The organism is Cytobacillus sp. OWB-43, assembly GCF_034651445.1.
In the GTDB taxonomy this organism is placed as follows: Bacteria; Bacillota; Bacilli; order Bacillales; family Cytobacillaceae; genus Cytobacillus; species Cytobacillus kochii.
Window position 1 is genome coordinate 410,807 of record NZ_JAYEFF010000002.1, and the last position, 21,986, is coordinate 432,792.

The 21,986-nt window shown below is 34.8% G+C and carries 13 protein-coding genes; 7 read left to right on the forward strand and 6 right to left on the reverse strand.

Going from position 1 to position 21,986, the window contains the following annotated elements; all coding sequences use genetic code 11:
* Position 1 precedes the first annotated feature (1 nt).
* The 4 genes from U9M49_RS11830 to U9M49_RS11845 form a co-directional block, all read right to left on the reverse strand.
* On the reverse strand, positions 2–8,146 hold the full coding sequence (locus U9M49_RS11830; protein ID WP_322909859.1) for a non-ribosomal peptide synthetase: 8,145 nt from the start codon (positions 8,144–8,146) through the stop codon (positions 2–4).
* Positions 8,147–8,160: 14 nt separating this feature from the next.
* Positions 8,161–9,402 (reverse strand): beta-ketoacyl-ACP synthase II, encoded by a 1,242-nt coding sequence (fabF, locus tag U9M49_RS11835; protein WP_307316500.1) that lies wholly within the window; start codon positions 9,400–9,402, stop codon positions 8,161–8,163.
* Between the two features lie 61 nt (positions 9,403–9,463).
* Positions 9,464–11,026: an NAD(P)-binding domain-containing protein gene (locus U9M49_RS11840; protein WP_322909860.1), complete on the reverse strand. Its 1,563-nt coding sequence runs from the start codon at positions 11,024–11,026 to the stop codon at positions 9,464–9,466.
* 16 nt (positions 11,027–11,042) lie between these two features.
* Positions 11,043–12,308, reverse strand: coding sequence for a cation:proton antiporter (locus U9M49_RS11845; protein WP_095371506.1), 1,266 nt, complete (start codon positions 12,306–12,308; stop codon positions 11,043–11,045).
* Between the two features lie 165 nt (positions 12,309–12,473).
* Between U9M49_RS11845 and U9M49_RS11850 the strand changes: the two genes are divergently transcribed.
* From U9M49_RS11850 to U9M49_RS11870, 5 genes are all read left to right on the forward strand, one after another.
* Positions 12,474–13,172 (forward strand): 4'-phosphopantetheinyl transferase family protein, encoded by a 699-nt coding sequence (locus U9M49_RS11850; protein WP_307316496.1) that lies wholly within the window; start codon positions 12,474–12,476, stop codon positions 13,170–13,172.
* A gap of 132 nt (positions 13,173–13,304) precedes the next feature.
* A complete protein-coding gene (locus U9M49_RS11855) occupies positions 13,305–14,036 on the forward strand; it encodes an ABC transporter ATP-binding protein (protein WP_095371504.1) in 732 nt (243 codons plus the stop codon).
* Positions 13,999–16,467 (forward strand): ABC transporter permease, encoded by a 2,469-nt coding sequence (locus tag U9M49_RS11860; protein WP_322909861.1) that lies wholly within the window; start codon positions 13,999–14,001, stop codon positions 16,465–16,467. Before U9M49_RS11855 ends, U9M49_RS11860 begins: the two co-directional genes overlap by 38 nt.
* 60 nt (positions 16,468–16,527) lie before the next feature.
* On the forward strand, positions 16,528–17,028 hold the full coding sequence (locus tag U9M49_RS11865) for a PadR family transcriptional regulator (protein ID WP_095371502.1): 501 nt from the start codon (positions 16,528–16,530) through the stop codon (positions 17,026–17,028).
* A gap of 13 nt (positions 17,029–17,041) precedes the next feature.
* Complete coding sequence (locus U9M49_RS11870) at positions 17,042–17,692, forward strand: hypothetical protein (RefSeq protein ID WP_095371501.1); 651 nt, start codon at positions 17,042–17,044, stop codon at positions 17,690–17,692.
* Between the two features lie 169 nt (positions 17,693–17,861).
* Here the strand turns inward: U9M49_RS11870 and U9M49_RS11875 are convergent, their stop codons facing one another.
* Positions 17,862–18,359: a MerR family transcriptional regulator gene (locus U9M49_RS11875; protein WP_233435182.1), complete on the reverse strand. Its 498-nt coding sequence runs from the start codon at positions 18,357–18,359 to the stop codon at positions 17,862–17,864.
* 407 nt (positions 18,360–18,766) lie between these two features.
* Between U9M49_RS11875 and U9M49_RS11880 the strand changes: the two genes are divergently transcribed.
* Positions 18,767–19,207: a DUF2798 domain-containing protein gene (locus U9M49_RS11880; RefSeq protein ID WP_307316600.1), complete on the forward strand. Its 441-nt coding sequence runs from the start codon at positions 18,767–18,769 to the stop codon at positions 19,205–19,207.
* Positions 19,208–20,066: 859 nt separating this feature from the next.
* Complete coding sequence (locus U9M49_RS11885) at positions 20,067–20,636, forward strand: DUF6434 domain-containing protein (protein WP_224939361.1); 570 nt, start codon at positions 20,067–20,069, stop codon at positions 20,634–20,636.
* On the opposite strand, the gene U9M49_RS11890 is transcribed toward U9M49_RS11885, so the two are convergent.
* The gene (locus U9M49_RS11890) at positions 20,637–21,644 is read right to left on the reverse strand and encodes an IS1595 family transposase (protein ID WP_322909862.1); all 1,008 of its coding nucleotides are present in this window, start codon (positions 21,642–21,644) and stop codon (positions 20,637–20,639) included.
* Positions 21,645–21,986: the final 342 nt, after the last annotated feature.

Consider the following 21,986-nt stretch of genomic DNA (forward strand, 5'->3'; position numbering starts at 1 on the left):
TTCACTCCTTTCCACTATAAGTAACTGTTCTTTTTATTCGCTCAACTTTTCTCACAGCTACGGTCTTATTACCACTTTGACCTGATTTTAGAGAAAGATAGGCCGTTAAGCTTCGTATCGTAGGGTATTTAAAAATATCAATTAAGGATAAATCCTTGCCAATTTCATCTTTTACAGCGGCAATCATACGTACAATTAGCAAAGAATAGCCACCCAATTCAAAGAAATTGTCATCGGGACGTATCACTTTTCCTGGTAGAAGATGATTCCATATTCTTTTCATATCCTTTTCCATTTTTGTTTGAAAAGAATAAGAGCCAGTGATGTGTTCCTGTTGACTAGACCAAGCCATTAACTTCGATACATCTACTTTTCCATTTTTCGTAACAGGAATTTCTGGTATGGATATAAATTTATTAGGTATCATCGACAATGTCAGTACTTCTCTCAACCGAATCCGTAGTTCATTCGGATTAAACATTTCCTTGTTTACTACAACAAAAGCAATTAAGTGAACATCGTCATCTGTATTTACATCTATTACTGCACAATCAGTGATTTGAGTTTCATTAACGATAGCAGCTGCTACTTCATTCTTATCTACTCTTACACCTCTTATTTTTATTTGATGATCTTTCCTACCCAAAATCTCAATTAATCCATCTGGACGATATCTCCCCAAATCACCTGTCCTATATAACACATCATCTGAAGAACCTGACCATTTATGTTGTTCAAATATCTTGTCTCGGGAATTAATATAGCCCATAGACATATAAGGTGTTCTTATTGTAATTTCACCCATTTCACCAACTCCACATTGATCACCACTTTTATTCACAATAAGAAGTTGAGCATCAGAAATAGGGCTACCAATAGGCATTACTGTATTACTTTGTAATGCTGAATCGATGGGACAACTGCTCTTGGCTAAAGTTGTTTCCGTTTGACCGTAAAAATTATTGACCTGGGCACATGTTACCTCTCTCCACTTCTCTACCAAATAATCAGGTAACGGTTCACCAGCAAAAAATATGTGCCTTAATGAAGGCAATTTTATCTTCAAACCGCTTCTAAACCAGTGCATGGTAATAGACGGGACAGCGTGAAGGAGCGTGATTTTTTTCTCATTGAGCCAATGAAAAATATCTTCCTCCTCATCCTCTACAGGTACACAAACTGTAGATCCACTTGTTAACGGTAAAAATATATCACGTAAGTATACATCAAACGTTGTATGAGTCAGCTGGGCACTTCTATCTTCATTACTGACACTAAAATGCTTTCTTTGCCAATTGAGAAAATGTGAAAGGCTATTATGAGATCCTAATATTCCTTTCGGTTGACCTGTAGTACCTGAAGTAAAGAATATATAAGCATTGTCATGATTGATAGGTTTCATACTTCTTGAATTCTCCAACCTATTAACAAACTCATCTACATGGTATGTAGCGAGAGTACTAATTGAAAAAACGCTCTGATGAATGCCTAAATTGTCAGTAAGAATAATAGCCTTAGCTTTTGACTGCTCAATCATTTGAGTAACCCGTTGTGCAGGTAGATCATTATCAATATTTAAAAATGTTGCGCCTGCCTTTAATACACCTACGATTGTGCCTATCATCGAATAACTTCTTTTGCCTTGAATAGCAATAACATCCCCTGGTTTAATGCCACATCTTCGTAAACCAACGCTCACTTTATTAGAATAATTAGATAATTGCGTATACGAGTAAAATTTATTACCTTCTTCCACGGCGATTTTCTCGGGCGTGTTCTTTGCCCAATATTCAACCTGTTCGGTAACAGAAGGATAGCTTTTTTTGTACAGTGGTTTCTCTGGGTTAGGTAATATTTTTTTTGATTTTCCCGTCATTAAACTCGGTTGTAGGATCGATTGTTCTTTGTTAGCGATAAAAGTATTTAATAGACTCAAGTATTGTTCAAAAAAGTCTTCCATTCGCTCAACTGAAAATAAATGATTTTGATAAGCTATACTGAATTTAAATTGATCTGCTGTCTCTTCAATATATAAAGTCATCAGGAATTTAGACGTTATATCCGCTACTTCTAGTTCAGCTATTTCCTCACCATGAACGCTGAACGTTTTTTGCTCTTCAAACTTCCGATAATTTATTAATATGTCAAATAACGGATTCCGGTCTATATTTCTTTCAGGTTGAACAGCCTCAACAATTTGTTCAAAAGGAATATCTTGATTTTCGAATGCGCCCAAGACAATTGCTTTTGTCTTCATTAAAAACTCGGTAAAACTCAAATGCTCATTGATATCCGCTTTAAGTGGTAGCGTATTTAAATATAACCCTACTGCCTTTTCTAATTCGGTATTACTTCTATTAATAATCGGTGTACCTAGAGTAATTTCCTTTTGCCCACTTAAGCGGGATAAAAGAACATAAAATGCACTCAAGAAAAACATAAATGGGGTTACTTTATTGCTTCTAACAAAAGCCCTAATTTCATTGGCTTTATTCAAATCAATTTTTTTGTGAATCGTATGATTATATCTTGTGTTATTTTCTAAATGATCCATTGGAAGCTGAATAATTGGAATATCTTCATTAAATATCTTTTTCCAATATTCTAGTTGATGTTGGATTTTACTCTGCTTATTAGACAACCAATAAGTATAATCTAAATACTGAATTGGCTCTTCTGCAAAACAATCCTCATTCCCCATATAAACTTGAATAAGCTCATTTTTTAGTACATTTATAGACCAACCGTCACAAATAATATGGTGAAGTATTAGTACGAAGATATCTCGTTCCTCACATCGCAAAACACTTCCTCTAATTAACGGAGGGTCTTCTAGGTTAAATTTCATTTTCATCTCAAGATTAATGCACTCTTGTAAAGTATCCTCACTTGCCTCTATAACCTTCACACACTGTTCATATCCAGGAATGACCTTCTGAAAAGGAAAACCATCGATTTCTAAAAATTGAGTCCTCAATGATTCATGCCGAATAATAAGTTTGTTTATTGCATCATTTAAACGATTTATATCAAACCTGCCAGTTGATTTTATGATAAGCGGAAGGTTATAACTCGTATTATCTGTATTTAATTTTTCTAAAAACCAAATTCTTTGCTGTGCATCAGTCAAAGGATGCCAATCTTGTCTATCTGCTACCTTAACAATCGGTGACAATTCTGAAATAGAAGTAGAAGCTTGAATCAAATTGGATAATTGTTTAACTGTAGGATTTTCAAATAATGATCGTACGGTTAAAGAGATTTGAAAGGCTTTGTTTATTTGCGAGATAATCTGTACGCCTAATAAGGAATGGCCGCCTAATTCAAAAAAATGATCATTCAGTCCAACAGAATCAATGCCTAATCTTTCACTCCAAATATCTGCTACTTTTTTCTCTATCTCACTTTCAGGGATTGCGTAATCCTGATTAATCATAAGATGTTCCGCATTGGGTTGAGGAAGAACTTTTCTATCTACTTTTCCATTTGCATTCAGCGGAAAACTCTCTAACTTCATATAATAGGCAGGTATCATATAAGAAGGTAAGTGTTCTGTTAGATGTTCTCTTATATCAACAGCCTGCTTATCTTCACCTACATTTAAAATGTAATAACAACTTAATTGCTGTCCATTTGCAGTGACAATGGCTTCTTTTATAAAATCTAAAGCTGCAATACTACTTTCTATCTCTCCAAGTTCTACTCTCATTCCTCGAATTTTAATTTGATTATCATCTCTTCCAAGGAACATAATCTCGCCATGTTCATTTAAATATCCTCTGTCCCCTGTTCTATACATCTTCTCCCCTTCAAAAAAAGGATCAGCAACAAAGGACTCATTTGTTTTTTTAGGGTCATACAAATAGTCTCTGGCAAGACCAATGCCAGCTATATAAAGATCTCCTGGGACCCCATATGGAAGTGGATTTAATTGATGATCAAGCACGTATACCCGATTATTATCAATAGGGCGTCCAACTGATACAATATCTGTTTCAAATTCGTCATCAGGCGTGCAATCATAGCACGTTGAATCAATAGATACCTCTGTTGCTCCCCAGGTATTAAATAATTTACCAGGCATTTTTTCGTAGAATTTTTTGACCAATGAAGCCTTTAATGCTTCGCCACTAGAAACAACAACCCTTAAATTAGATAATTTCTCTTTCTGCAAAGGTGTGATTTCTTCAATAACCATCTTGAGCATACTTGGCACAAATTGTAGCAGAGCCACCTTGTATCGTATTGCATATTCGATAATACTTGTCGGTTCACGATGTGCACCTGCAGGAATGAATGCGACTGCTCCTCCTATCATCAATGGCCAGAAAAACTCTACTGCTGAATCATCGAAAGTTAAAGTTGTCTTCTGCAAGGCTACTTCATTTTCTTGTAGTTTATGTTTATTTTGCATCCAACACATACGATTAACCCAACCCCTATGTGTACTACTCACTCCTTTAGGGGCCCCAGTTGATCCCGAAGTATAATATACAGATACCAAATGATCTGGAGATATTTTCACCGTTGGCTTTTCACTCTTGTAGGTACTGAAAGAATCTATTAATTCATATTCTATAAATGTAGTATTTTTAGTTGCTAATCCCTTTTCATCTGTGATACAAACAATTGATTTAGCACTTTTTAATAAACTATACACACGTTGTACAGGTGCTTCCTTATCGATTGGCAAATAGGCGCCTCCTGCCTTTAAAATACCAAGCATAGCAACCACAAGCCCCAACGACCTATCCATCCTTAACCCTACCGGTTGATCAGGTTGCACACCTCTTTCTATCAAAACATGTGCTAATTGATTGGCGCGCTTATCTAGTTCTTCATAAGTTAAAATCTCATTTTCGAAAATTGCTGCAGTAGCAGAAGGTGTTCTTTTGACCTGTTCTTCAAAAAGCTCATGTAGGCAACAGTTAGGAAAATCCACCTTCGTATTATTTAAATCTACTATTAACTCCCTTTTACTCTCTTCCTTAATGATAGAAATATCTTTAATTTTAATCTGCGTGTTTTCCATCACCGATTGAAGGATTTGAAGAAAAATATTATTATATTGCTTCATAATCTTTTCACTAAATAGATCACTTCTATATTCCCACTTGCCTAGATATTCTGCCCCTTCTTTTTTAATAAATAATGTTAAATCGAATTTCGATAAACCATTAAAAACAGATTTAATGGGACTGAGGTTTAAATCTTCAACTGTAACATCTGTATTTGGCATTTCTTCAAAAGCAAACATATATTGAAAGAAAGGACTTCCAAACAACTTCCTATTAGGCCTAACCTCTTCAACAACCTTTTCAAAAGGAACATCATCATTTGAAAACACATTCATCGCTTTATTTTTTATTTGCTTTAAGAATTGTTCAAAGCTGTGATCATTATCTATTTCATTTCGTATAACAACCGTATTAACAAATAAGCCGATAATGTCTTCAAAATTTGCTTGCTTTCTTCCGGCCACAGGGGAACCTACAGAAATATCATGTTCACCTGAAAGTCTATGTAGAAATATAATATAAATAGCCAAAAATACAGTGTACACCGTTACATCTTTATGCTTGCAATAGTTTTTTAGCTCCTTTATTATTCCTTCTGGTAATGAAAAGGTAATCTCTTCACCTTGCATTGAATTGGATTGCTTTTGCTTACCAGCTGATAAGTTTACTATCGGTTGCTCTTTTTCTAGTTCCTTTTTCCAAAAGGCAAGTTGCTCATCCATATATGGCTGATTCCAATGGGCAGATTGCATTGAAATATAATCTTGGTATGTTACCTTCGTTTTTTCTTTCAATTCTTTTTCTTGAATATATGATTGATAATGTCTAAAGAGCGCTTGAATAAAAACATGATCAGACCAACCATCTGAAATGATATGATGGAAATTAAAATAAAAAATATGCGTATTTTCTGCTAATTTATAAAGCTTGAATCGAAAAACCCTTTCTTTTTGTATATAGAAAGGAATTTTTGCATCGATTTTCATAAAATTAACTGCCTGTTCTCTTGCCAATTCTAATGGATAGTCTGACAGATCAACTTCCGATACAGTTATACCTTCAATGACTTCTTTATATTGGTAAGGTTCTCCATCCTTGTCACCAAACCGGTATGAAAAAATATCATTTTCTATACATGTTTGATGGAGACTCGCCTTTAAACCAGCAGTATCCAAGAACCCATTGATTTCTATATAATGAGGTAAATTATATAGAGGACTGTCACCATCCAATTTATTTAAAAACCATAAACGTTTTTGTGCATCAGATAGGCAAGATGCTTCGCCTTTCTGTACTTCTTTGCATACCAACTCCTCATTTTTACCATCCTGATACTTTTCATTTATGAGAATAGATAATTGTCTTATAGTCTTTGCTTCGAAAACATCTTTAATAGTAAGGAAAAGGTTAAATGTTCCATTAATTCTTCCTACTAATCTTGCTACGAAAAGAGAGTTACCACCTAATTTGATAAAAGGCGTATCCATATCAACAGCCTCTAAGTATAGAAGTTGTTTCCAAATCCCAGCCACCTTTTGCTCCGTTACATTGGTTGGGACACTTTCTATATTGCTTCTATAAGGAGTTGGCAGCTTTTTCCTATCGACTTTTCCATTTAATGATAATGGAATAGATTCCACTTCTATAAATACGGAAGGAATCATATGTTCAGGCAACTTAGTATTAAGATAATCTCTCAATTCAGACTCCTCGAGCACAAAACCTTTACTAAATTGCACATATGCTACTATACTCATTTCACCAGATTGGTCCCACGGTGTTGCTATGCACTTTTTTATTTCTTTTCTTTTTTCTAGAGAAGCTTCAATTTCTCCAAGTTCAACTCGAAAACCACGAACCTTTACTTGAAAATCTTTTCTTCCTATATATTCTATTGCTCCGTCTGACCTTTCCTTACACCAGTCCCCTGTTTTATATAAACGACCCCTCTCTTTATTTGGATGATGTATAAAGGAATGTCTAGTTAATTCCTCTCTGTTGTAATAGCCTCTTGCAAGGCCAATCCCTCCGATATATAATTCGCCACTCTCACCAGGAACAACTGGTGCCAGATTTTCATTTAAAATATATAATTGAGTATTACTTATCGGATAACCAATAGGTACAACTCTTTCACTTTCATCACCCGTACATTTCCAAAATGAAACATCTATTGCTGCTTCTGTTGGACCATAGTAGTTATATAAATTGGTATTTTCATATTTAGAAAAAAAATCTAATTCAATTTTCTTTGTTAGGGCTTCACCACTGCAAATCACCCTTTTCAATGATGTTATCTGTTTAGCTGGAATTACTTCAAGAAAGACAGATAACATGGACGGGACAAAATGTATGGTTGTTACGTTCTGTTCTTTAATTAAATTCAACAAGTAAGTGGGATCTTTATGTCCTCCTGGCTTAGCCAGTACGATAGCAGCACCGGTCATTAATGGCAAAAAGATTTCCCATACTGAAACATCAAAACTGTACGGGGTTTTCTGGAGTACTCTATCGGCAGTTCCTAAGACATGTTCATTCTGCATCCACTGTAAGCGGTTGTTTAATGCTTGATGTGTATTTGCCACTCCTTTAGGTTCTCCTGTTGAGCCCGAAGTGTAAATAATATACATTAAACGATTATTATCTCCTTGTACCAAAGGGGATTCTCCAGAGTGAACTTTCCATTTCTCCTCATCTACTAGAATTTTTTTATTTATTAATTTATTCATTGCTATAAATAAGTTTTCTTTTTCTTTTGAGGTAATTAAAAATGGAGAATGAATATCCTCCACCATATATGAGAGCCTATCTGATGGGTAATCTGAATCTAACGGCACATAAGCGCCTCCTGCTTTTAAAATACCTAAAAGCGTAATCACCATATTAAAGGAACGATCTAAACATACAAGCACAGGTTCTTCAGGCTGAAGACCTTCACTGAGTAGATAATTTGCCAACTGATTTGCTTTTTGATTTAAATCAGCATATGACATAGCTTTGTTTTCAAAAATAATTGCAGGAAGGTTAGGTGTTTGAATCGCTTGCATTTCAATTAATTCATGAATACTTTTCTCACTGTTTGGAAAATTTATTTCAGCTGATGATGAACTCATCTTCGTTATATCCATAATCCACCCTCCCTTTACTCATTCCATTCTTTCGCTACTAAACTTGCGTTATGACCACCAAACCCAAATGAGTTACTCAAAGCCACTTTTACCTGTTTCGCTAATGCCTCATGTGGGACAAAGTTAAGATTTAATTCAGGATCAATATGATCACAATTGATTGTAGGATGTATAAGATTTTCCCTTATAGAGCAGATACTTGCTACTAGTTCAACCGCTCCTGCTCCCCCCAATAAATGGCCTGTCATTGATTTTGTTGCACTTATAGGAATATTTGTTGCTGCTTCTCCCCACAGTTTTTTAATGGCCATGGTTTCATAATAATCATTGTATTTTGTACTCGTACCATGAGCATTGATATAATCAATTTCAGAGAGTTCTACGCCAGCATCCTCAATAGCTTTCTTCATTGACATCATCATTCCCTCAGCATTTGGGTCAGGAGCAGTCTGATGATAGGCATCTGAAGTAGAGCCATATCCAGCGATTTCAGCAAGAATAGTAGCCCCTCTGTTTCTTGCAAAATCTTCAGACTCAAGAATAAGAACTCCCCCACCACTTCCTAGTACAAATCCATCCCTATCTTTATCAAATGGTCTACTTGCACCTTGTGGGTCGTCATTTCTAGTTGATAACGCTTTAATATTAGAAAATCCCGCAAGATCTAATGGGGTCAAATCTCCTTCTGCTCCGCCAACAATCATTACATCCGCTTCACCCCACTGGATTGCTCTTAAACCTTCACCTATACAATTTGTACCCGTGGCACAAGCAGTAACAAAGGCTCCACTCTTCCCTTTAGCCCCGGTTAATAAAGTGATTTCACTAGAGGCTGCATCTACTACCATAGATGAAACAAGATAGGGGCTGACCCTTTTAGCCCCTCGTTCAATCAGCCTTTTATCATTTTCTAATACTGTCTTGAGCCCACCAGAACCCGAACCAACGATTACACCTATCCGATAGGGGTCAATATTTTGTAAGGGCAAACGCGATTGTTTGAGTGCCTCTTTTGTCGCAATTAATGCATATTGAGTATATGCATCCATACGTTTAATTTCCTTACTATTAAAATAGTCTTCGGCTTGGTAATCTTTGATTTGTGCTGCAAACTTAGTAGTAAAATGCTCGGTATCAAAATTAGAAATGGGCTCTACCCCACTTTTACCACGAATTAAATTTGCCCAAAATTGCTCTACCCCAATTCCAATAGGAGTTACAACGCCCATTCCGGTTACAACTGCTTTTTGTTTCAATTTTTATCCTCCCTAATTACTGCAAAAATAGATTTTTAAACTTGTAAAAAAAATCAATAGTCTAGTAGGATAATGACGACTCTTTTTCCACTGCATTTGTCACTATCTCTTTTATTACTGGAACATAAAGATCAGCATCAAATTTTGATTCCAAATGTTCTTCCAAGTCATATTTAATTATTTCGTCACCTTGTTTCACTCTAATAACTGGATGAATATGCACACTTTGTGTAGCATCCCCTGGTACTCTTGGAATACTAAATGTTTCTTCAAATTTACTAATGTCCCCATATTCCAGCGAAATAAAGATGGTTAATTCATTAGTGTTCAATGTTGAATCTTTGAATTCATTAATTGTCCGATGACCATTTTCATACCAATGCTGCCCATCAAATTTTAATTGATAGCCAACATATCCAGGCTGAAGCCATAATTCTGGCGATTCATTCAACTCATCTAGTATTCTCTTTGATGGCTCTTGTTCTAATGATTTTTCCATTTTGCTGATATTAAATTTTTCAGCTAGATGGTTCGCAAGTATTTGTGAGTTATAACGGAATCCGTGAATAAATCCACTTGTAGAATATCCTCTATAATCTAGACCATGTGTTTGTGCTCCTGCAAAATACAAATTGGATACCTCTGTCGATTCAAATACCCCATTAATCGATGGGAATTTTTTATGCAACAACTGGATGTTAAAATCCTTTATCAGTTGATCTATATTTGACTTAAAGCCTGTTGCTGCAATTACTTCATTGAAGAAAAGTGTTTCAACTTCACCGTCTGCATGAATATATTCAACGGTTACATTAAAACCTGTTGCTACTTTCTCTATACTCTTTATATGGCAATCAAGCAGTGCTGCTTGATGTTTAAGTTGATAGTTTTCTGCAAAAATCGAATTAACCGCTCGGATATTTCCAACATAGTGGGTTTTGTAAGCCATTTTTGCTGAGGAAGGGCTTGCTACCATAATCACATTCGCTTCATTTAATATCTCCTGTGCACATTCAAGTCCACTATTGCCTTTCCCTAAGATTAGAACACGCTTGTCCCTGTATGATTCTTTTGTTTTCATATTTTCATACATGGTTATATGCTCTATTCCCTCTATTTTTGGGATAACAGGTTTTAGACCTGTTGCTACAACAACTGCTTTGCTTGTAAAAGTTCCTTTAGTAGTAATGACCTCAAATAACCCTTGTTCTGTTTTATTCGTTTGAATCCACTGAGTATCATAACTAATCGGGATATTACATTCGTCAATAAGATCATTTAACATATCAACAATTGCTTTCCTATTTGGATAAAAATCCTGGCTATAATTTCTCATTAATATATTCTTCTCTTTTGTAATTAAGCTATTCCAATCGAACCTTTCTGCATATCGGCTTTTAAATGGTTTACCAGTATACAATTTATTATTACTAATAAGTTTTTCGTGAACGGGATACTTTGTGAAGCTATATCCAGCTCTGTTAAAAGCCTCTAGAACAACCATATTAGGTTCAGCCCCATTTTCTCTACATATCTCTGAATAAGTAAGTGCCGTTTGTATTCCACCAGGTCCTCCACCAATAATTAATACATCATAGATATGATTGTCCATTTTTACTTCCATATATAAATCTCTCCTTTTATTTTATTGTGATAGTATTTGAAGGTAGCGCCTTCTTGAATTTGAATTTTTCCGAAAAATGATAAGCAGGTAACGCCATCGCAGTCGTGATAATTGCCATCCAAACCATTAAACTAAATAAGTCTTGAGAAATAATGTTATATGTTAAGCCAACATTAAGTACGATTAATTCCATTAATCCTCTGGCATTCATTAATGAACCTACCCCTGATGACTCCCTCCATCCAAATCCAGCTGCCCTCATAGTAATCAAACAGCTAGCATATTTACTGATAGATGAAAAAATAAGAATGATTAAAAACATGATGAGCAGCGAGACGTTCAGTGTAGTAAATTGCGTGTTGATCCCAGAGTACGTAAAGAAAATGGGGACAAGGAAGACCACTACAATGTCTTCTAATTTTGAGCGAACCTGCTGTTCAAACACTTTATTCTTAGGCATAATGAGCCCCATCATAAAACCACCAAATACTGAATACACCCCTATATAATCAGTAAATGCTGCTGCACTTAAAACGAGGACAAGTATCAGCGCTAAAAGCCCCTGATGCATCTTTCCTGTTTCTACTACGCTTACAAATATTCTCTCTAGTAATGGTTTACATACTTTAAATAAAACAATGACAAAGATTATAGTTCCGAGAAATGTCACTCCTCCACCTTTGAGGGAATTTGTCTCTACTAAAGCAATAACTGCAGCTAGCGACAACCAACCTAAGACATCTATCACACTCGCAGATAAAAGTGTAATCCCACCTATTTTTGTCTTCATCATGTTTTTTTCTTGGAGAATACGTGCCAACATAGGAAAAGCTGTCATGGAAACTGCAATGGCAATAAACAATGCAAAATGGAGGAAATTATCTCCTTGAAAGAAAGCATCCTTCAAAATAAAAGCCAAAGCGATTCCTGCTACAAAGGGTACCAAAAAACCTGATAGCGATAATTTTGCTGAGTTTCGATAAAACTTTTTATCATACTTTTTAAAATTAACCTCTATTCCAACTAGAAACATATAAAGTGCCAGTCCTAAATGACTAAACATGTACAGGATATTTTTAATATCAGCATCAAACAAATTTGCATACAGGCCCGGAAATACTGCTCCAAATAATGTTGGTCCTAATATTACCCCTGCTAACATTTCCCCTAATACACGTGGTTGTCCGACATAAGTGCATAGCCTTCCAACACTTCTGGAGGCAATCAATATTAGGATAAAAACTACTAACATTTTTATAAATATATGCATCTCATTTCCCATATCACGGCTCCTTTTCTTGTACTATTTCTCCTAAAGTTTAATAGTCTAAAGGGTTTCAAAAATCCGTATTTTACGCAAAATTAAATTGATTCTATTGCGTTATAGCCATATTTTAGTAAGTTATTAGTATGAGAATGTAAAATAAAAAAACGAGAAGGTGGGAAAATGGTTGTTTTTAAAGAGAAGATGCATCACATCATCGACGGGGAATGTGCCATATGGTTAATTGACCTGAGTAAAACATACACGGAACAATACAGTATACTTTCAGCAGTCGAAATCACTAAAGCCAATCAATTTATACATAAGACGGAAAGACATCGCTATTTAACCTGTAGATATGCACTTAGAAATCTGCTCGGGTATTATTTGCATACTCCTCCTGCTTCAATCCATATCCAATACTCTAAATACGGCAAACCGTACATATCTAACAAGCATAAACATCCTTATACTTTTAATATAAGCCACTCAAATAATTGGGCCTGTATTGCAATTAGTTTAAGCCATTCAGTTGGAATTGATATCGAGGAACTCAAACCTTACCAACTAGATATGAATGATACTGCTAAGCTATTCATGACCAATACAGAATTGGACCAGTTGAAGAAAATAGAATCAGATGGCGAACGAGCTTTCATCCACTGCTGGACACAAAAGGAATCCATACTAAAACATTTAGGTGTTGGTTTTTATACTGACCCTAAATTAATTCATACCATCATTTCAAAGGATGTTTGTTTAAGAAACTATCCTACCGATTCATTATTTTTAAATACTTACACTCTTTCCAGTTATATATTGTCGCTTTGTACATCACAGCCTGTCTCCCCCTTCTTTTATAAGTATGATTCATTCTTTTAGTGAAATGTTTTAACAGGGAGATTGAACTATTTTTATTAAAAATTGGCATTTAGTGTATACTCAGTATATATTAGTGGTATATACTGAGTATACAATATATATACTGAGTATATACTGAATAGGAGGCTTTATATGATTCAAATAGAAGGTATAAAGAAAACTTATGAAATTGGAAAGGAATCATACGAAGTATTAAAGGGCATTGATTTAACAATAAATGAAGGGGAATTTATTGCAATTATGGGACCCTCAGGTTCTGGAAAAAGTACGCTATTGAACCTTCTTGGTGGCCTTGACCAAGCGGATATTGGAAACATCCAAGTTAATCATGCAAAACTTCAAGACATGTCAGAAAAGGAAAGAACACTTTTCCGCAGAAAGAATATTGGATTTGTATTTCAGAATTATCAGCTTCTTCCTAACATGACAGTTGAAGAAAATATTGCTTTTCCTATGCACGCCGATCGTTTGCCAAAAGCAAGTATTCAAACAACTGTTACTAATCTCATCCAATCCACAAAACTGGAAGGCAAAGAAAAAAATTATCCTTCGCAATTAAGTGGTGGTCAACAACAACGTGTTTCTATAGCAAGAGCATTATCAATGGAACCAAAATTAGTACTCGCAGACGAACCGACTGGCAATCTTGACAGAAAAATGGGAACAGAAATATTAAGACTACTCTCTTCTCTTCACCAAGACCAGAAACTCACGATTATCATGGTTACTCATGATATGTATGCAGCAAGCTTTGCGAATCGTATTATTTTGTTAAAAGACGGAATGATTGAATCGGATATTAAGCAAGCAGAAGGCGGGGATCAAAATGCTATGGCTAGCATCATTACGAAACTTAATTCGTAAAAAATCACGTTCCTTCTTTACTTTATTGGCCATTCTCATTGGGATTACCACGATGTTCGCAGTTATCAGCACTGTCGAAACGGCAAAATATCTTACAACGGAGCAACTAAAGGAGTTCACAGGGAACGCTGATTATACTATCCATTCAACATCCAATACTTTTTCAGAAGAAATATTGGATGAAGTTGAAACAAACTCAGATATTAGTAGCATAACAGGGCTAGTCCATAGACAAACAAAAATTAATTTAGATAGTGCACATCATTCCGCTGAAAGCAATCTGAGATTAACCGGGCTTTCTTCCTTTGATAACGAGTTATTATCATTAGATGTCATTGCTGGTAACCTTGATCAAAAGGGCATTATTATATCAGAGACTACCGCCGAATTGTGGAATCTACGCGCAGGAGAAATATTGAATATACAACTTCCTAAAGGTAATAAAGATGTAGCCATATCAGCAATTGTAGCTGATACAGCTTTGTTGGAAGGTCCAGCAAGCTGGAATGAGGCAAGTAATAAGAATTGGCGAGCTCTTACAACTTTAGATAATATTCAAGAATTGTATAATGCACCAAACCAAATTGGTGAAATAAGAATAAAGTTTAAAGAGAATGTGGAACAAATAAGCAGTATAACAGCAATAAAGGACAGCTTACAAAATGAAGAACTCATATTTCAAAAGGTCGTTTTAGATGAAAGACAAACCAATCAATTAGAAGAGTTGTATTTCATGCTTTATGCCATTGGTGGACTCGCCATGCTTATTGGGGCTTTCATTTTATACAACACCCTTTATGTTAGTGTATCGGAACGAAAGAATGAAATAGCCATCATGAAGACTGTCGGCTATACACCTAATCAAGTCAAAATCCTATTTCTTATGGAAGTCTTATATCTCGTAATTATTGGACTTATTCTTGGCATTCCAGCAGGGTTTATGCTAGCAAACTTGCTCCAAGATGGGTTATTCGGTTCTTTCCAAACAAACATTGAAGTCAAAATGCAATTCATGTATGCACTTCCCCTTTCCATTTTATTAGGTATTATCATACCTATGCTCGCATCTTTAATTCCAGTTACTTATGCTAGCAAAGTAGATGTAATTAGTAGTTTAAAGTCCATACCTACTGAAAAGGTCAGCGGTCAAAAAAAGCGAACGATCATTGGGTGTATTGTATTATTAGGTGTGTTTATTCCTCATGCCATATCCATCGTTTTTCTTTTAGTAGCTGTTATACTTCTATATCCTATAATGATGAAGGCTTTGACGATTCTCTTTTCTAAAACTTCATTTTTGGGATACGAGGGAAGTATTGCCGGAAAGAGCACATTACTTACATTAAATCGTTCTTCAAATATGTCATTAATTCTTGCAATTGCTATTTGTCTTGGCTTACTCGTTTCATCTATCTTTACTTCTTTAGAACAAAACATAAGCCGAGATGTCATCCGTTCCTTTGGTGGTAATATTCAGTTTAGCAGCGAGACTCCGATCTCTAATGAAAAACTAGAACAGATTAGTCAGATGGATGGTGTAAAAGATGTTATGGCTTATAGCGAAAGCCAAGCCACTTGGAGCATAGGCGATGAGAATCGCCAATTTACAATGATAGAAGTGAAGAATGATTGGTATAGTAATAATCCTTTATTTTACGCTCATGAATCTGAGCAAAAGCAAATATTGGATGCACTTGAAGAAAAAGATACCATTTTACTAGGAGAATATGCGTTTCGTGAGTGGGGCGGAAAAATAGGCGATACTATGACTATTTATCAAAATGGAAAAGAAAACAGCTTAAGAGTTGTTGGGAAAGTTAATACAACACAATATGGTGGCTATACTGCGTTTATTTCAGAAGAGAATATCAACCAACTGCATCCCAATGTGTCTCCTTCTAAGGGATTAATAGTCTTAGATGAACATACAGATGAAAGCTCTGTAAAAAATGAACTTCTTAACACTTTTCCTTTTGATTTAAGCTCTGTACAGACTTTAAATGAAGAAATATCTAAACAAGAGCGTGCCCTTCCAGGCGTAAAATCACTCTTTAGTGGATTATTAATGATTGCTATCATCATAACGGGAATTGGTATATTAAACACATTAACAATGAATGTAATGGACCGAGTTAGGGAAATTGGCGTGATGAGAGCTATTGCTTTTACAAGATGGCAAATCTATAAAACCATCATAAGTGAAGGGCTTATTATTGGGTTAAACGGTATTTTGATTGGCATATCTCTTGGAATTGCCACAATCTATTTAAACGCCAAAACCTCAGAAGATATACTGATAGAATTTATTGTACCATTAGAGACAATACTTATTTCTATCATTTGTGGCTTAATTGTCAGCATAGCAGCTTCAGTATTACCTTCATATACAGTCAATAAAATAACGATATCAAAATCACTTAAACAAGATTAGATGGGTAGCATTTCTACAACTACCCATTCATATTATTAAAAAGAGGAAAGAGGAATTTATATGTCAGTAAAGCATGCCATATTGACGCTTTTATCCCAGTCTCCTCGCCATCGTTATGATTTAAAAGTCTCTTTCGAATCTATGGTTTATAAACAGTGGGATTTAAACGCTGGACAAATATATACAACGATTGATCGATTAATTAGAGATGAATTTGTACAAGAAGCACAAGAAAAAGAGTCAGAACTGAAAATTTATCGCATTACACCAAAGGGGAAAGCTGAGCTTCAAAAATGGCTATTGCTACCGGTTGAAAGCTCCCTCCTTCAAGATGAGTTTTACTTTAAATTACTTTGTGCAAAACAACTATCATTTAAAAATCTTGGCGAGATGATTAAACAACATAAGGAACTCATCATTAAAAACATCTTTCAATTACAACAACTAAGAAATAGTCACGTATTTTCTGAAGAAAATGAGGCCATTCATTATTTAATTGATGGTAAGATACTGCATCTTGAAGCTGACATGAAATGGATAGAAATGCTAACAGAAAATTAGGAGGGTTTACTAAATGGATTTTATTTTAGACCATAAATGGGAGTTTTTTATTGCTGCTGAAGTTATTTTCTGGATTTCAATACTATCTTTTCTCATTTTAAGATATTGGTTCAAGTTAAATAAGCTCAGTTTTCTTTTCTTCGGCATTTTTATAGTGAACGACCTATGGATTGCCACAATGGGCTTTATGGATTATATGAGAACTGGTGAATTTACAAGCTACCAGGTTGTTATATTAATTGTGATTGTATACGCATTTACCTATGGGAAATCAGATTTCAGAAAGCTTGATCGATTTATACAGAAAAAAGTAGCAAACTGGAGAGGCGAAACAATTAATATAGAAGATCAAGTAAAAGAGTTGGATGGAAAGGAATTTGCTGCTGTAGAAAGAAAACACTTTTTTATGCATCTTCTCATATTTTTAGGTGTGCATATTCTTTTAGCCCTTTTTCTTGGATTATCAAACCAATTCTCCACGATTAGTTCTATAGGGGACTTCTTTCAACAATGGTTTGCATCAAGTAACGCTGCGTTCCCTTTTGATCATTCAGCAACAAATAACTTAAGTAGGATTTGGACAATTATTTTAGTTATTGATGGATTAATTTCTTTTTCCTACACAATTTTTCCAAAAGAATCGAAAAAACACGCATCGTCATAATTAGAAATGATTTTCCATCACTTTATAAAACAAAAGTCCGTTTACCAGTTTTTTGAGGGTAATCGGGCTTTTTACTTACTTTTTTGAACCTATGATTCAAGCCATGCAAATATCAAAGTAATAATACATATGTTGAAAAATGGGCTCCTTCTTCCTAACAAATATCATACTATGTGATTTCTTTAAAGGTTAATGCTTTACTTCTTCTCTGGGTAGGGGTTGCATTCTTTTTCATCATTAAGACCTGGGCTAAATCATCAAACGTTATATGTTGTTCTAGTTGCATAAGAGAAGATAAATTTTGTAATTCTTTTAAAAGACCTTCCTGATTTTTTATCGCAATTTTCAACCGCTCTATATGAAGGTTAATGACTTTCTTAGGTGTGTAATCTTCATCTTTCAAAGTAGATTTAATCTCTTCGAGTGATAACCCCAAATCTTTCAGAGTAAGAATTTGAAATAAAATTAAAATGTCTTCCTCATCATATAACCTATGTCCAGATTCGGAATATTCAGATGGAGATAATAAACTAATTTGATCATAATATCGTAAAGTTCGAAACGTAAGCCCCGTTAGTTTTGATAAGTCTCCAACTGTCCAATATTTAGTCTTTTTAATGGTCATCCTCTCATTTCGCAATATTTTTTCATTGTGTAACTTTACCATAACATATTCCTCAACATTCAATATAGTAGTTATTTATAAATTTTAAATATTTAGTTAAAAAGCAAATTCGTAATGGAAAGCTTCCATCGCTATTTATTAAACAATTTCTCAACTTCAATTTTCTCTCCTTCTATGGACAAATGAAAAATGCCCTCAAAAGAACGGTTTTAACGAGAGCCCTATTAGTTAAACTTATATGTTTTATTTTTAAACTAGCAAAACTAATTTCATAACCTTTAAAAACCCCCAAAAGATATATAAGGAAATGAAATCTCTTAGTAAAATTCACAAATATGTCACTTATGAAGAAAAATTTGAACCGATATAATTACATTTATTCTCTTAAAAGAAAGGTTGTTTTTCATTTGCCTAGTAATAAAAAAGAAGGCCTTATTTTTGGCCTATTCATGTGTTTTGGGATGGTTTTAATCATGTCCGTTTACAACTCAGCTTTACACGGCTTTTCATCGTATAGCTTAGGTAGTGCATTGATTCAATTTGCAATAACTTTTATTGTTGCTTTTATCGCAGAGTCTTTCGTTGAGCCAGTCGCACACAAACTTGCAAGGTCTCTACCTTATGACCAATCAAAAGAATTCAACTTTATTATTGTTTTTGCTTTTTGTATGGTTCCTATAATGGTTGCCATCATGTCAGCATACGGAATCATCTTGACCTTGATAACAACAGGGATTGAAGGTTCTATTTTTACCGCTTATCTAAAGACATTAGCCTTAAATATTATTGTTGCCCTTCCTTCACAGTTATTAATCGTTGGCCCTATCTCGAGGAAATTACTATGTAAATATATAAAACCGGCCATACAAAAACCCGAACTGAATGGATAAAAACAGGGTGGAGCAAAACTAAATGACCTAACTTCAAAACGAACAAAAACAAATTGTAATCTATAAAAAATCAATTGTAAAAAAGTCCGTTCCATTTCACTACAGACATTCGCTTTCCACGGGGAGGGAACGCTTGAGCCTTCTCTGCAATACCTGTGGGGTCTCAAATTCCCCTCTATTTCCCTCAGGGAGTCGAATGTCTTTTGCTCCATTCCTCTATTCTCTTCATATAAGGATATTAATCAAAATGTTTCACACTCCTAATCATCCGGATCAATCCTTAACTAGAATACTTATATCCTAGCTGTTACATATTAAAGCACCGTATACTATTATAGAGATAGAATAATATCTTCAGACCTATTTTATAAACACCCCTAGGATAATGATTAATGTGATAAGGCCTAGTAAGATTAAAAATGGGTACATCAATGCAAATACATCTTCAAAAATAAGTTGTATAGGTTCATATCCAAAGAGAAAAGCAAAAAATACTATGGCAAGTATAATACTAATAATCCTATTCAAATTCATCCTCCTACCTTTAGATCTATCATTGCCCATTCTCTAAGTTGATAGATTGTTACTTTAATAAACAGTACTTTTATTTATTCATATGACCACAGCGCATCACGAAGCTTTTCTCTAGTTGTTTTGGATCACCTTTTTCAATCACTCACCTATCAAATTCAAAGTATTAAAACGAGGAGTACTACTTGTTCTTCGTTTTAATAGGATAAAATATTTCTTTTTATTAATGGCTGTTTTCGTAAACTTTGTTGTTTTTGCTTATGATTATTTTTGATTAACAGGAACAATTGTTCTATAATAGAAATAAGTGAATATTGAGGTGTAGAATATGAGACCAAATCTAACAAAAGATATTAGTGTAGATAGTTTTAAAGATTTCTATTGGTTAAAGGAAGAATTACAATCTTTTTGCAGAGAAAATGGAATAAGTGCTTCTGGTTCAAAAATAGAGATTTCCGATAGAATTGAAACATTTCTTCGAACAGGAGAGATAAAAAAGCCAATTAGAAAATCAAAGGTGAATAGTAAGTCAGAACCACAGGTCGATTTAAGTCTTGATACAGTCATTTCGAAAAACCATCGTTGTAGTCAAAATGTAAGAGCCTTTTTCAAGACAGTTATCCCTAATTTTCATTTTTCTACCTATATCCAAAACTATTTTAAAACTAACATTGGAAAAACGTATCGAGATGTTGTAGATGCTTGGTATAAAGAAGAAGAACGAAAGAAAAACCCATTGTACAAGAAAAAAATCGCTCCTCAATTTGAATACAATCAATTTATTCGTGATTTTTTTGCCGACTCTAATAATCAAGGAAAAAGTCGTGAGGAAGCGATTGAAGCGTGGAACAACATCAAAAAACTCCCTGGAAGCAATAAATATACGTCTAATAATTAGTTAAGCACATCTCAACATTTCTATTGTGGTGTGACTTGATTTTCGACAGGCAGAAACAAGCATTTGTTTGACTCGTTCATCAAATGCTATTTGTTTGCCTATTTCAAGCCAACGAAACCAGTTGAGGTAATTATCTAAGTATTTGGTTGCCACCCCTTGAAAACGTTCCATCCAACCTTTCAAACGATTATGAGAGTTATTGACGTGTTGAATATGGTATATGCCTTTTTTCACCCGTTGTTTTTGGCTTTCATTAACTGTTTCGTGTTGTAATCCTTTTAGTTTGGCGAATTTCTTGTAGTTAGTTGCTGTATCTGTACATAACAAAGCAGACGGGTGAATATACTCACCTATCACAGTATCAATTTCTTCTGCCTTTACACGACCTGTTCCTGCTTTCCGAGCAATCATATTACCATTTCGGTCTTGTGCCACGACAACTGCTATTTTAAGATTAGAAATCCCTCTTTTCTTGTCCTTTTCTCCACGTTTCTTGGCTTTTCTATGGGTAATTTCACGACCCTTCATAGACTCTCGAAAGAAGGTCTCGTCACTTTCAACGATACCTTGCAGTTGATTAAAACCAAGACTTCCTAATGCGTTCAGGATTTTATGTCTCCAATAGAATGCAGTTGATATATGAATTTTTAAGCGTTCAGCGATTTTCGGTAGGGTGTAACCTTCGACCATTAGTTCAATGTATTTTATCCACTTTTCAGGGTAGCGAGAGCCTGAAAATGGTGTATTCGTCATATCGTTGAAGGACTTTCCGCAATCATTACACAGATAGCGTTGTCTTGAACGATATTTACCGTTTCTTTTTACAGATGTACTTCCACAATGAACGCACCCTAAACCAGAAGCAAATCGGGCTTCACGAATGCTTTTGAGTAGTTTATTAATCTTATCTGGTTCGTCTGGAAATAAATCCTGTTTCATAGCATTAAATAAAGCCATTTGCTCTGATTTGGTTAGTTCGCTGAACTCTTCATATACATCTTTCCACATACTTGAACGCCTCCTTAAACCCCATTTATCAACCCTTTATAAGTATGGTCAAGAAAGCAACAATCTATACGAAAACAGCCTTATTAATAATGAAAAGCACTGCTTTATGACCGACTGTAGTAATACCTGTTCTTTTAATTGCTGTTAAGGGGAACTTGAAACTTCCAGTCTGCACTTCTTCAATCACATTGTAAGGAATTTTGATTGTTTTCCTAAAAGAGGTAATCGTCGTAAGACCTGATAGGTCAATATTAAAGCTGTGTTACTATATTCTATTTAAATGCTCATCTTATTACCTCCATCCTTCCAGGTTCCTATCGATTATATTCCATTATCTTATTA